Origin of the sequence: Pantoea sp. ARC270, assembly GCF_003236725.1 — a bacterium.
Taxonomy (GTDB): Bacteria; Pseudomonadota; Gammaproteobacteria; order Enterobacterales; family Enterobacteriaceae; genus Pantoea; species Pantoea anthophila.
On the sequence record NZ_PUGA01000013.1, the window covers coordinates 1 to 13,383 of the forward strand.

Consider the following 13,383-nt stretch of genomic DNA (forward strand, 5'->3'; position numbering starts at 1 on the left):
TTATGACACAGTACACAAAAAATGATTTCGCTATTTCTCGTTTATGTTCGTTAACGATAAATTCACACCAACCCTACAATAAAGCTGGGCGACTCATGGAATGAGAACAAAAACTGATAAAATTTAACCTCGCTTCAGGAACCACTATTATGAGTCAGACAACTAACACGCTCAAAGGTCAGTGTATTGCCGAATTTCTGGGGACAGGCTTGATTATTTTCTTCGGCGCGGGCTGTGTGGCCGCACTGAAACTCGCCGGTGCCGCATTCGGTCAGTGGGAAATCTGCATCATCTGGGGGCTGGGCGTTTCCATGGCCGCCTACCTCACCGCAGGCATTTCGGGTGCGCACCTGAACCCGGCCATTACCGTGGCGCTCTGCCTGTTTGCTAATTTTGAAGGACGTAAAGTTCTGCCTTACATCATCTCACAGGTTGCCGGCGCCTTTTGTGCCGCAGCGCTGGTCTATGGCCTCTACTACAGCCTCTTTATTGACTATGAGCAGAGCCATCAGATGGTGCGCGGCACGGTTGAGAGTCTCGACCTGGCGGGCATCTTCTCAACCTATCCTAACCCGCACATCGGTGTCGGTCAGGCATTCCTGGTTGAGATGGTCATCACGGCGGTACTGATGGCGGTCATCATGGGTCTGACGGATGACGGTAACGGCATCCCACGCGGCCCACTGGCACCCCTGCTGATCGGCCTGCTGGTCGCGGTAATTGGTGGCGCAATGGGTCCGCTGACCGGCTTTGCCCTGAACCCGGCACGTGATTTCGGACCGAAGATTTTCGCATGGCTGGCAGGCTGGGGTAACGTTGCCTTCACCGGCGGTCGTGACATCCCTTACTTCCTCGTACCGATTTTTGGTCCGCTGGTCGGTGCCTGCCTGGGTGCCGTAGGTTATCGCGCACTGATTGGCCGCTATCTGCCAGGCACCGCGAAGGAACCTGCCAGTGTTCCTGCAGACAAACCGGTTGCACGCGCTCAGCAGCGTAAAGCGTAAGTTTCACCTTTTATCATCAGGACTGAATTTATGACTACCACAGATAAAAAATACATTGTCGCGCTCGATCAGGGCACAACCAGTTCACGCGCCGTGATCCTCGATCACGACGCCAACATCGTCGCCGTCTCGCAGCGTGAATTTACCCAGATCTACCCGAAAGCGGGCTGGGTTGAGCATGATCCGATGGATATCTGGGCCTCTCAAAGCTCCACGCTGGTTGAAGTGCTGGCACACGCCGATATTCGCTCCGATGAAATTGCCGCTATCGGTATCACCAATCAGCGTGAAACCGCTATCGTCTGGGACAAAGAGACCGGTAAGCCGGTCTATAACGCCATCGTCTGGCAGGATCCCCGCACCGCCGACTACTGTAACAAACTGAAGAAAGAGGGACTGGAAGAGTATATCCAGCACACCACCGGTCTGGTGATTAACCCCTACTTCTCCGGCACCAAAGTGAAGTGGATCCTCGATAACGTTGAAGGCGCGCGTGAGCGTGCGAAACGTGGCGAGCTGCTGTTCGGCACCGTTGATACCTGGCTGGTCTGGAAAATGACCCAGGGCCGCGTGCATATCACCGATTACACCAACGCCTCCCGTACCATGATGTTCAACATTCACAAGCTGGAGTGGGATCAGCGCCTGCTGGATATCCTGGATATCCCGCGTGAAATGCTGCCGGAAGTGAAATCGTCGTCTGAAGTCTATGGTCAGACCAACATCGGCGGTAAAGGCGGCACGCGTATTCCTATCGCCGGTATTGCCGGTGACCAGCAGGCGGCGCTCTATGGCCAGCTCTGCGTCCAGCCTGGCATGGCGAAAAATACCTACGGCACCGGCTGCTTTATGCTGATGAACACCGGTACTGAAGCGGTAACCTCAACGCATGGCCTGCTGACCACCATCGCCTGTGGCCCGCGTGGTGAAGTGAACTATGCGCTGGAAGGGGCGGTGTTCATCGGGGGTGCCTCGATTCAGTGGCTGCGCGATGAGATGAAGCTGATCAGCGATGCGGCTGACTCTGAATACTTTGCGATGAAAGTGAAAGATACCAACGGCGTCTACATGGTGCCGGCATTCACCGGTCTGGGCGCACCTTACTGGGACCCGTATGCCCGTGGCGCGATCTTCGGTCTGACGCGCGGTGCGAACGCTAACCACATCATCCGCGCCACGCTGGAGTCAATCGCTTATCAGACCCGCGACGTTCTGGAAGCGATGCAGAACGATGCGAACACCCGTCTGCAGGCGCTGCGTGTGGATGGGGGCGCGGTGGCCAACAACTTCCTGATGCAGTTCCAGTCTGACATCCTCGGCACCCGTGTTGAGCGTCCGGAAGTGCGTGAAGTCACGGCGCTGGGTTCAGCGTATCTGGCGGGTCTGGCCGTCGGCTTCTGGCAGGATCTGGATGAAGTCCGTGCAAAATCGGTGATTGAGCGTGAGTTCCGCCCAAGCCTGGAAACCACCGAACGTAACTTCCGCTATGCCGGCTGGAAAAAAGCCGTCGCCCGCGCGCAGGCGTGGGAAGAAGAAGAGTAATACCGGGGCCCGCGACCGTCTGTGTCGCGGGCCTTTTCCCCGCCCCACTCTCCCGCTGTGCTACACTGCCTGTCTGTTTTTTGTCAGGCAGAGACCATGAAACGAGAACTTGCCATTGAATTTTCCCGCGTAACCGAAGCTGCCGCTCTGGCGGGCTATCACTGGTTAGGGCGCGGCGACAAAAATGCGGCCGATGGCGCGGCTGTTCATGCCATGCGTCACGTCCTCAACTCCATTGAGATCGACGGCCAGATTGTGATTGGCGAAGGCGAAATCGACGAAGCCCCGATGCTCTATATCGGTGAAAAAGTCGGCACCGGTCGCGGCGACGCGGTCGATATTGCGGTCGATCCGATTGAAGGCACCCGCATGACGTCGCTGGGTCAGGCTAACGCGCTGGCCGTCATGGCCGTGGGCGACAAGGGCAGTTTTCTCCACGCACCCGATATGTACATGGAGAAGCTGATTGTGGGACCGGCCGCCCACGGGGCAATCGATCTCGACCTGCCGCTGGAAACCAACCTGCGTAATATCGCTATCGCGATGAACAAGCCGCTGTCGCAGTTAACCGTGTCGATACTGGCAAAACCCCGGCATGACGCGGTGATTGGTCAGCTGCAGCAGCTGGGTGTGCGGGTCTTCACCTTCCCGGATGGCGACGTGGCCGCCTCCATTCTGACCTGCATGCCGGACAGCGAAGTGGATGTGATGTATGGCATCGGTGGTGCGCCGGAAGGCGTAGTTTCTGCGGCCGTCATCCGGGCGCTGGACGGCGATATGCAGGGCCGGCTGCTGGCGCGTCATCACGTTAAGGGCGACAGCGCGGAAAACCGTCTGCTCGGCGAGCAGGAGCTGCAGCGCTGTGCAGAGATGGGGATTGAGGCGGGGAAAAAGCTGACGCTGAGTGAGATGGCGCGCAACGACAACGTGGTCTTTGCCGCCACCGGCATTACCAGTGGCGAGCTGCTGAAAGGCATTACGCGTCAGGGCAATATCGCCACCAGCGAAACCCTGCTGATTCGCGGTAAATCACGCACCATCCGCCGTATCCAGTCGATTCACTATCTTGACCGCAAGGATCCGGCGCTTCATCCATTTATCCTGTAACCGCCTGGTTGCCGCGCTCCGGCTGACGTGAGAGCGGCAACCAGCAGAGCAGCATCACCAGCGCCGTGAAGAACATCAGCATCCCCAGACTGAACTGGTCGCGCTGCGGCATCATCGCTGACAGCCACGCGACCAGACCCGAGCCCAGGTTCATCAGCCCGCCAATCAGCGCGCCCGCGCTACCCGCCAGCCAGGCATAAGGTTCCATAGCGCCAGAGGTTGCCAGCGGAAAGAGCATACCGGCACCAAAAAAGAAGAGCGCGGCCGGCACCAGCAGGGTCCAGATATTCATCACGCCGAACCACGCCGGGATCCACATCAGAATGCCCGCCAGCAGGCAGCTGTTCACGCCCCACCACATCAGGCTATGCCAGGAGCCCTGCTCGCGTCCGGCAAACCAGGCGCCAAAGAAGGCCGCCGGAATCGGCAGAATAAACAGGATACTGACTGTCAGGCTGTGCAGGCCCAGCACGCCGCCCAGTAATACACCGCAGCTCGACTCAAATACCGCAATTCCGGCGAGCGCGCCAATCAGCAGCACGATGTAGCGGACGAAATTTGCGTCGCTGAGCAGACGGGCGTAGCGTTTAAAGAAGGGCGTCACTTCTGCACTCTGCGGCCGGGTTTCCGGCAGCCAGCGCGCCATCGCGCCGGTGACCGTCAGGCAGAGCAGCAGCAGGAAGGCAAAGCAGGCATGCCAGCCAAAGAGCTGGGTCAGCAGCGCGCCAATCACCGGTGCCAGCAGCGGGCTGACCAGAATGCCCATATTCAGCAGGCTGTTAGCACGGCGCAGCGCGTGGCCCTCATAGAGATCGCGCGGCATGGTGCGGGCCATCACGCCAGCCACGCCGGTTCCCAGCCCCTGTACGGCACTGCCAAGCACCAGCATATCCAGCGAGGTCGCCATCAGCGCGGTCACTGCCCCGATCATAAAGATCAGCATGCCTGCCAGGATCACCGGGCGCCGCCCTACGCTGTCCGACAGCGGGCCGTAGATCAGTTGCGATCCGCCATAGGTCATCAGATAGGCCGCCATCACGCGCTGCAGCGCGCCATCCCGCACGTTCAGCGCATCGGCCATTACCGCCATGGCCGGAACATAAATGGTCTGCGCCATCTGACCCACGGCCACCAGCACAATGAGCATCACCAGCAGCGGGCGATTTTCCAGTTTCGTCATCATGGTTATACAAAATATCTTTCTGTGAAAGGAGGTTAAAACAGCGGTTCACCCGCCGAACGTCTTATTATGGCGGGCAAAATATCAGGATTAGGTGACAAAGCGAGAGGCAGACGAAAAGGTCCTGGCTTGCGCCTGTCAAGTTTATGCACCAGCCTGTAAAGGGAATGCAACAGTTTGTCGATTCGAGCCTTTGCGAGGGCGCAGGCTGGCAATAACGCCGGGCAGCCGCGAAAATAGTGACCTGCCTGAATCATCAACAACCAGGGAGTGAGTATGGCTGAGTGGGTCAATGCTGAAGTTAAGGAAGTCAAAAACTGGACGGATGCGCTGTTCAGTCTGCGGGTGACGGCACCGGTCGATCCCTTTATCGCCGGGCAATTTGCCAAACTGGCGCTGGAAATTGAGGGGGAACGCGTGCAGCGCGCTTACTCCTACGTCAACGCGCCGAAAGATGATCTGCTGGAGTTCTATCTGGTCACGGTGCCAGAGGGCAAGCTCAGCCCACATCTGCAGGCCCTTCAGTCAGGCGATCAGGTGATGGTCACCAAAGAAGCCGCGGGCTTCTTTGTGCTGGATGAGGTTCCGCCCTGCAGGACGCTGTGGATGCTGGCGACCGGCACCGCTATTGGTCCTTACCTGTCGATGCTGCAGCAGGGCGAAGGGCTGGAACGCTTTGAAAATATCGTGCTGGTGCATGCCGCGCGTTATGCGGCCGACCTGAGTTTTTTACCGCTGATGCAGCAGCTGCAGCAGCGTTATCAGGGTCAGCTACAGATTCAGACGGTGGTAAGTCGCGAAGAGATTGCCGGTTCGCTGACTGGCCGGGTGCCTGCGCTGATTGAGAATGGCGAGCTGGAGCGGGCCACCGGTCTGACACTGGATGCAGAGAGCAGCCATGTGATGCTGTGCGGTAACCCGCAGATGGTGCGTGATACTCAGCAACTCCTGAAAGAGACACGTGAGATGCGCAAACACCTTAAGCGTAAACCGGGACATATCACCAGCGAACATTACTGGTGAGCCGTTGAGCGGTATCGCACCGGCTGGGTCGCCGGGCCAAACCGGTTAGCGCCGGGGGAGCCGCGAAAAACGCCGAGGTCGAGCAGCAGACCCGCCAGTAAGACAAAGGGAATGGCGCGTCCCAGCAGCCAGGGCAGGATGCCCGCCAGCATGCTCCAGTTCCCCACCACCAGCAGCCAGGCCACGATCACCAGCAACCCCCAGTAGCCGGGACGATCGCGATCGTGCAGCCGTTTGACGATCACCGCGCTGGCAGGCCACAGCAGGCAGACCACGCCAAAGGCCGCCATCTGGGTATCGAGCCAGTCGTTAGCCGCCAGCACGAAGAGCAGTGTCGTTGTCAGCAGCCAGACCACCTGCCAGATCCAGAAATCACGTCGTCCCAGCCGGCCGCGCCAGGAAAAACACCATTGTTGTAACGTCATGCTTTATCATCCGGAAAAGAGAGCTGCCGCGCTTTTGACCTCGCGGATAAAAACCGTTTTAATTTGCGCCTGAGTTTACGGGACAGGATCGACAAAATGAAGAATTTGCCTGGCGCACTGCTGTTATCGTTTGCGCTGACGGTTCCGGTCTTTGCCGCCGATCCGCCACCGCAGGAGCGGACCGATGCGTTGCCTCCCGCCCCCTATCTGCTGGCGGGTGCGCCCACCTTTGATATGACTATCGGCCAGTTTCGCGAAAAGTATAATCTGGCCAATGCCGCGCTCATCCTGCCGGAGTATCGCGCTATTGATAATCGCGGTGACAAAAGCAACCTGACGCGGGCTGCCAGCAAAATCAATGAGACGCTCTACGCCTCTACGGCGCTGGAACCCGGCACCGGCAAAATCAAAACGTTGCAGATTACCTGGCTGCCGTTACCTGGCCCGGATCAGAGCGCCTCGCAGCAAAAGGCGCTGGCCTACATGACCGCCCTGCTGCGCTTCTTTGTGCCGGGATTAAGTGCCGAAGAGGGGCGTAAAAAGCTGGAGGCGTTGCTGAATGCTGGCAAGGATTCACCCTACTATGCGCAGGTCGACGGCGCGCTGCGATTTGTCGTCTCTGACAGCGGTGACAAGGGGCTGACCTTTGCGATTGAGCCGGTCAAACTGGCGCTCGCCAGCCCCTGACGATGTGGCCGAAAATGACGAAAAGCAAAGCCATCGCAACATTTGATCTCTATACTGTCTGGCAGACAACGCTGCCGGCTGGCAGCGATTTTTCATGTATCGCGTTATGCGGAGGATAGAATGCGACATCCACTGGTTATGGGTAACTGGAAGTTGAATGGCAGCAAGCAGATCACAGCTGAACTGATCGCCGGTCTGCGCAAGGAACTGTCTGGCGTTGACGGTTGTGGCGTTGCCATTGCACCGCCGGCACTCTATCTCGAGCAGGCAAAACACGCCCTCTCCGGTAGTCACATTGCACTGGGTGCACAGAACGCAGACGTTAACCTGTCTGGTGCCTTCACCGGTGAAGTTTCCGCAGAGATGCTGAAAGATATCGGCGCGAAATATATCATTATCGGCCACTCAGAACGTCGTACTTACCACAAAGAGAGCGACGAGTTTATCGCGAAGAAATTCGCGGTGCTGAAGTCAGTGGGTCTGGTTCCCGTGCTCTGCATCGGTGAAACCGAAGCAGAAAACGAAGCGGGTAAAACCGAAGAAGTCTGCGCTCGTCAGCTGGATGCCGTGCTGGAAACCCAGGGCGCTGAAGCGTTCAACGGTGCGGTCATCGCCTATGAGCCCGTCTGGGCTATCGGTACCGGTAAATCGGCGACCCCTGCGCAGGCTCAGGCCGTGCACAAATTCATCCGTGACCACATCGCGAAGAAAGATGCGGCAGTCGCGGAGCAGGTCATCATTCAGTACGGCGGCTCCGTTAACGACAAAAATGCGGCAGAGCTGTTCACCCAGCCTGACATCGATGGTGCGCTGGTTGGCGGTGCGTCACTGAAAGCTGATGCGTTTGCGGTCATCGTGAAAGCGGCGGCGGCGGCAAAAAGCGCCTAAGCGTTGATGCACAGATTAAAGGCGGCTTAAGCCGCCTTTTTTATGGGCGCAATCAGCTGGCAGCTATGATCCTGCACCTCCTCCGCCGACCCGCTATTCAGCAGCAGCCAGTTTCGCTCTACCGCCATCAGCACCAGTCGCCCGTCGCTTAACTGCGCCAGCGCCAGTCCATATTTCCCCATCTCTGTGCGCGCCTGTGGCCGCTCACTGGCCAGACGGATAAAGGGACTCTGCTGCGCCAGTTCGGCTGGCGTCAGGGCACGCAGCCAGTAGTGATGCTGACGCAGCGTGCTGCGCTGCCACTGGTCGTTAAGCTGCGGCGTCAGCGTATCGAGTTGCCGACGCACATCGGGGCGCAGGCAGGAGAGATGAATATGAAACTGGTTCTGGGTGCGGCCATACTCTGAATTAATCGCCAGCGACAGAACCCGGTCGTCAATCGGCGAGCCATGCCGCTGCGCGAGCAGATAGCGTTCATGCCAGGCAAAGGCAAAATAGTTGGGTGTGGCGGGCTGAAGTAAGCGCGGGCTTTCTATGCCCGTGATCCTGTCGAGCGGAATCAGCAGAAACTGCAATGGCCCATGGATATCTTTCAGCATGGCATAACGATGTGGCCGATCGACACGCTGACAGGGCGCAGGGTTGCCACTGCTCTGCTGGTGGGGCACACATTTCTCGCTGACGATCTGCCACAGCGCATCACTGTTCTTTTTAAAATGCAGTGCGGCCGCCAGCATCCCCGCAATGACCAGCACCAGCAGGATCGCCATCCCGCGGGCTGCATTACGGTGTATCGGCATAACAACGCTTCCTGAATGGCTTCGCAGCCTGCATCCTCGCCTGGCGGGAAAAGAATGTCACGGGGAATTCTGGCTGATAGCGCAGCAGGGGTGGAGAAGAGAGAGGTGTCGCGTAAGCGGTCAGCGCAGAGATGCGCTGACCGCCATGCCTTACGGTTTCATGACCTGGTCATAGCTGCCGCCATCGGCGAAGTGGGCTTTCTGAGCCTGTGTCCAGCCACCAAACTTGTCCTGAATAGTGAACAGTTTCACAGGCGCAAAGGTGCTGGAAAATTTCTTCGCAATCTCAGCATCACGCGGACGGTAGTAGTTCTGCGCGGCAATCGTCTGGCCTTCCGGCGAGTAAAGGTATTTCAGATAGGCGTCCGCAACCTTACGCGTACCCTTTTCGTCCACCACCTTATCGACTACCGACACGGTTGGTTCAGCCAGAATGGATTCGCTTGGGGTAACAATCTCGAACTTATCTTTGCCCAGCTTGTTCACCGCCAGATAGGCTTCGTTTTCCCAGGCGATAAGGACGTCACCAATGCCGCGCTCAACGAAGGTGTTGGTCGCGCCACGCGCACCGGAGTCCTGCACCTCAACGTTTTTAAACAGCGCTCTGACGTAAGCCAGCGCTTTAGCCTGATCGCCATTGTTGTGATCCAGCGCCCAGCCCCAGGCCGCCAGATAGTTCCAGCGTGCCCCGCCGGAGGTTTTCGGGTTAGGGGTGATGACAGAGACACCTGGTTTGATCAGGTCGCTCCAGTCATGAATGCCTTTGGGATTGCCTTTGCGTACCAGGAAGACAATGGTCGAGGTGTAAGGAGCGGAGTTATCCGGCAGACGCTGAAGCCAGTTTTTATCAATACGCCCGCGTTCTGCAATGGCATCGACATCGGATTGCAGCGCCAGCGTCACCACATCTGCCCGGATGCCGTTAATTACGGAGGTTGCCTGCTTGCCGGAGCCGCCATGGGACTGACGCACCACGACGTTATCGCCGGTTTCCTGTTTGTAGTGCGCACTGAACGCTTTGTTGTACTGTTCGTACAGCTCACGCGTTGGATCGTAGGACACGTTAAGCAGCTGAATGTCTTTTGCCAGAACGCTGGTTGAGGCCAGCAACAGGGTAACGCCGATACTCCACTTGTTCATTACGCACTCTCCCAATGTCGTTATGGGCGTAGCGTGACATAAACCAATACAGAGCTTAAAGAATTAAAAATAAGTGGTTATAACTGTGGGGAATATAGACTGGCGATGCAGGGGCGTGCGGTAACGTACACCCCTGCAGAGGGATCAGTAGAGTTTTTTCGCGGTGTCGAGCCAGTCGCGCTTAAATGGACGCTTCATGTTTTCAATCGCGTCGATGATGTCGTGATGCACCATCTTCTCATTCTGAATACCAACACAACGACCGCCGTAGCCCTGCATCAGCAGCTCAATGGAGTAAGCGCCCATGCGTGACGCCAGAATACGGTCATAGGCACAGGGCGCGCCACCACGCTGAATATGGCCCAGCACGGTGGAACGGGTTTCGCGTTTGGTTTCTGTTTCGATAAAGCGCGCCAGATCGTCGATATCGCAGATATGTTCGGTAATCGCCACGATAGCGTGCTTTTTCCCTTTGGCGATGCCCGCTTTGATTTCCGCGACCAGCTCTTCACGGGTATAAGGGAATTCCGGCAGCACGATGAACTCACAGCCACCCGCAATGGCCGCCGCCAGCGTCAGGTCGCCGCAGTAGCGGCCCATCACTTCAACGATGGAGATACGCTGATGCGACGAAGAGGTATCACGCAGGCGGTCAATGGCCTCCACCACGGTTTCCAGCGCCGTAAAGTAACCGATGGTGTAATCCGTTCCGGCAACGTCGTTGTCGATGGTGCCCGGTAAGCCGATGCAGGGGAAGCCCATTTCGGTCAGACGTTTCGCCCCCATGTAGGAGCCATCGCCGCCGATCACCACCAGCGCGTCAATGCCGCGCTTTTTCATGTTCTCAATGGCCACCTGGCGAATATCTTCATTACGGAATTCAGGAAAGCGCGCAGAGCCCAGGAAGGTGCCGCCGCGGTTGATCATGTCGGAGACGCTGTAGCGATCGAGATTGATCATGCGGTCTTCGTACAATCCCAGATAGCCATCATAGATCCCAAAAACTTCCAGTCCTTCACTCAGCGCGGAACGCACGACTCCACGAATAGCTGCGTTCATGCCTGGGGCGTCACCGCCGCTGGTTAATACACCAATTTTTTTGATCATGACAACCTCTGGATTTTTAAAACGAAGGGTTAATCCTGCCTGTCGATCGCTGCTGAACATCATTAAAGGCCAGCGCGACATGTGATGGCAGATAGTATATCAAAGGCTTGCTGCTGAATTGATTCAGGTCAGACAACTTTTCACTATTTTTTGCAGCAATGTTAGCGTTACGTCGTCCCTTACGTATCAAATTGATTCGTTTAGGTTAAAAACCTGGAGAATCCTCCTTCTCGAACGGTACCACAGAACAGGGGTCCTGATGGATAATTACGTCTGACCCGGGAAATGCGTCGCGTAACGCCCTCTCAACCTGATCGGCCACACGGTGCGCCTGCACCAGGGGCAGTTGGTCTTCCAGCTCCAGATGCAGCTGAATAAATTTTGTCGGGCCGGACTGGCGGGTACGCAGATCGTGTACCCCCTGCACCTGGGGCCAGTTCGTTGCCAGCGTCAGAATCTGCTGACGCTCCTCTTCCGGCAAGGCGCGATCCAGCAGGGACTGCACTGCGTCGTAGCCCATACGCAACGCGCTGTAGAGAATAAAAATGCCGATTCCCAGCGCGAACAGGGCATCTGCTCTTGCAAAACCATAGCTGCTCAGCACCAGCGCGATCAGAATCGCGCCATTCATAATGACATCGGACTGATAGTGCAGCATGTCAGCCCGAATGGCCTGACTGCGGGTTTTCCGCACCACCCAGCGCTGAAAGGCCACCAGTAACAGGGTTGAACTCAGCGCGACAACCGTCACCACAATCCCGACACCGGGAGCCCGCAGAACATCCGGCGACGCCAGATGTTGCAGGCCGGTCAGGAACAGAAACAGCGCCGAGCCTGAAATAAACATGCTCTGAGCCAGTGCCGCCAGCGATTCCGCTTTACCATGCCCGAACGTATGGTCTTCATCGGCGGGCTGCAGCGCATAACGCACCACCAGCAGATTCGTGAGTGACGCGGCAATATCGACCAGCGAGTCCACCAGCGAAGCGAGCAGACTCACCGAACCGGTGTACCACCAGGCAAAGATTTTCACGATCAACAGCACCGACGCGAGAAGGGTAGCGGCCAGCGCAGCACGCTTTACCAGTCGGCCATAAGAGGGTTGCATGCCGGATCCCCTGCACCCCATTATCAGATGAGGCGTATTCAGATGGAAGAAAGGCTGAAGTTTAACACCCTGAGGCGGGCAATGCTTAGCAGGAGGCGCAACGGAGAGAGGTTCTTTACAGCGGGGGCAACCGATAAAAACAAGCCCCGGCCTTAGAAAAGGACGGGGCAGCGTGTCATACACATCAGTGCCAGACCCTGAGTTTCAGGTCTGTTCAGGAAACGTTGCAGCTGTTACTTTTTGCCGCCTTTCTTACCGGCTTCTGATGCTTTTTCACGATCGTTTTTAAAGTTTCCGCCGCCGCTGTTCTGGCCGCCTTTTTTACCGGCTTCAGAGGCCTTTTGCGGATTATCTGCGAAATTACCTGAACCACCACGATGCTCTGCCATAATTTACTCCGTTAATAGATTCATTCGGGATTACATAATGTGGTTGTTGCTCCCTGAGACTTCGCGAAATCACTTCACTTCCCTGCAGTGACAGGATTAAGTGTAGATAAAGCCAGGGCGCTAGCAAGCGCAACGGTAAAATCCCTATCTTACTGAAAAATAGTATTTATTTTTCCGACCAGACGAATAAATATACTCTTTTCAACGGGTTAAAATATTTTTTCCCTGTTTTGCCCTGCCAGTGCGCTTAAACGCAATCAGAACCCCGGTCAGTTCATCTTTCAGCAACTAAAAGCCGGTAAAGGGCCAACAGGCGCTAACAAAACCGGGGTTTTGTTGTGCGGTGATGATTCGGGTCAAAACAGAAAAAGTGAAAAAAAGATAAAAAAAACCCCCGCCATCATGGCGGGGGAAGACAGGGATGTGTCTATGGCAAGGAAAACAGGGATACTATGTTACTGGTTACTGCTGGTACTACTCACTGCCTGCAGCGATGAGGCCGACTGCAAATTCGAAAACTGGCGCAGCTCGTTCAGCCGCCGCTGGTAGTTCTTCTGTAACGTGGCCTGCTGGGCCGGCGTTAACAGCTGAAACATCTGATTCTGTACGCGTGCCATCTCAACCTGCTGTTCAACCTGAACTCTGGCGATAATTTCCGCTCTGTTGCGGATGGCCGCTTCGTTAAACTGGTCTGCAGTCACTAACTCATGAAGTGCTGCGATATCGTCAATATGAACCACCGGGCGATCATGTCGGGCCTGTTGCATCAGGTCACGCATCTGCTGACGTTGCTCTTCAGTCAGCTCAATGCCATCGAACATGTGGCTTTGCGGATTTTGCGTCATACTGCCTGTCGGAAATCCGCCATGATGCATCTCGTCAATCGTCGTCGCATCTTTAGCACCTGCACTGGCGATACTCAGGGTCATCGCTGAGGCAAGGACGACGGCGGTTAATTTGCGCATCGTGTACTCCAGTTCGTT

14 protein-coding genes are annotated in these 13,383 nt (G+C 56.6%); 6 read left to right on the forward strand and 8 right to left on the reverse strand.

Features of this window, described 5'->3' with window-relative positions:
• Nucleotides 1-149: 149 nt before the first annotated feature.
• The 3 genes from CKF42_RS08355 (at nt 150) to glpX (ending at nt 3,653) form a co-directional block, all read left to right on the forward strand.
• Nucleotides 150-1,004: an MIP/aquaporin family protein gene (locus CKF42_RS08355; protein ID WP_009088034.1), complete on the forward strand. Its 855-nt coding sequence runs from the start codon at nt 150-152 to the stop codon at nt 1,002-1,004.
• Between the two features lie 30 nt (nt 1,005-1,034).
• Entirely contained in the window at nt 1,035-2,546 is a 1,512-nt protein-coding gene (gene glpK, locus CKF42_RS08360; RefSeq protein ID WP_009088036.1) for a glycerol kinase GlpK, read from the forward strand.
• 96 nt (nt 2,547-2,642) lie between these two features.
• The gene (glpX, locus tag CKF42_RS08365; protein WP_111207964.1) at nt 2,643-3,653 is read left to right on the forward strand and encodes a class II fructose-bisphosphatase; all 1,011 of its coding nucleotides are present in this window, start codon (nt 2,643-2,645) and stop codon (nt 3,651-3,653) included.
• On the opposite strand, the gene emrD is transcribed toward glpX, so the two are convergent.
• Nucleotides 3,643-4,836: a multidrug efflux MFS transporter EmrD gene (emrD, locus tag CKF42_RS08370; protein ID WP_084690423.1), complete on the reverse strand. Its 1,194-nt coding sequence runs from the start codon at nt 4,834-4,836 to the stop codon at nt 3,643-3,645. The two genes, glpX and emrD, sit on opposite strands and share 11 nt — an antisense overlap.
• Before the next feature lie 273 nt (nt 4,837-5,109).
• Here emrD and fpr point away from each other — a divergent pair, with 273 nt between their 5' ends.
• The gene (fpr, locus tag CKF42_RS08375; RefSeq protein ID WP_111207965.1) at nt 5,110-5,856 is read left to right on the forward strand and encodes a ferredoxin--NADP(+) reductase; all 747 of its coding nucleotides are present in this window, start codon (nt 5,110-5,112) and stop codon (nt 5,854-5,856) included.
• On the opposite strand, the gene CKF42_RS08380 is transcribed toward fpr, so the two are convergent.
• Complete coding sequence (locus CKF42_RS08380; protein WP_111207966.1) at nt 5,847-6,281, reverse strand: DUF805 domain-containing protein; 435 nt, start codon at nt 6,279-6,281, stop codon at nt 5,847-5,849. The genes fpr and CKF42_RS08380 overlap by 10 nt on opposite strands.
• Before the next feature lie 96 nt (nt 6,282-6,377).
• On the opposite strand from CKF42_RS08380, the gene CKF42_RS08385 reads away from it, so the two are divergent.
• Complete coding sequence (locus CKF42_RS08385) at nt 6,378-6,968, forward strand: DUF1454 family protein (protein WP_009088047.1); 591 nt, start codon at nt 6,378-6,380, stop codon at nt 6,966-6,968.
• 120 nt (nt 6,969-7,088) lie between these two features.
• Nucleotides 7,089-7,856 carry a triose-phosphate isomerase gene (gene tpiA / locus CKF42_RS08390; protein ID WP_009088051.1) on the forward strand — a complete coding sequence of 256 codons (768 nt, stop codon included), beginning with the start codon at nt 7,089-7,091 and terminating at the stop codon, nt 7,854-7,856.
• Between the two features lie 26 nt (nt 7,857-7,882).
• On the opposite strand, the gene CKF42_RS08395 is transcribed toward tpiA, so the two are convergent.
• The 6 genes from CKF42_RS08395 to cpxP form a co-directional block, all read right to left on the reverse strand.
• Complete coding sequence (locus CKF42_RS08395) at nt 7,883-8,656, reverse strand: CDP-diacylglycerol diphosphatase (RefSeq protein ID WP_111207967.1); 774 nt, start codon at nt 8,654-8,656, stop codon at nt 7,883-7,885.
• 150 nt (nt 8,657-8,806) lie between these two features.
• Nucleotides 8,807-9,796, reverse strand: a complete 990-nt coding sequence (locus tag CKF42_RS08400) for a sulfate ABC transporter substrate-binding protein (RefSeq protein WP_009088055.1) — start codon at nt 9,794-9,796, stop codon at nt 8,807-8,809.
• Nucleotides 9,797-9,940: 144 nt separating this feature from the next.
• Nucleotides 9,941-10,903, reverse strand: a complete 963-nt coding sequence (gene pfkA / locus CKF42_RS08405) for a 6-phosphofructokinase (protein WP_009088057.1) — start codon at nt 10,901-10,903, stop codon at nt 9,941-9,943.
• 205 nt (nt 10,904-11,108) lie between these two features.
• Complete coding sequence (gene fieF / locus CKF42_RS08410) at nt 11,109-12,011, reverse strand: CDF family cation-efflux transporter FieF (RefSeq protein WP_009088059.1); 903 nt, start codon at nt 12,009-12,011, stop codon at nt 11,109-11,111.
• 233 nt (nt 12,012-12,244) lie between these two features.
• A complete protein-coding gene (locus CKF42_RS08415) occupies nt 12,245-12,400 on the reverse strand; it encodes a general stress protein (RefSeq protein WP_003851267.1) in 156 nt (51 codons plus the stop codon).
• Between the two features lie 455 nt (nt 12,401-12,855).
• Nucleotides 12,856-13,365 (reverse strand): cell-envelope stress modulator CpxP, encoded by a 510-nt coding sequence (cpxP, locus tag CKF42_RS08420; protein WP_046100843.1) that lies wholly within the window; start codon nt 13,363-13,365, stop codon nt 12,856-12,858.
• Nucleotides 13,366-13,383 lie beyond the last annotated feature (18 nt).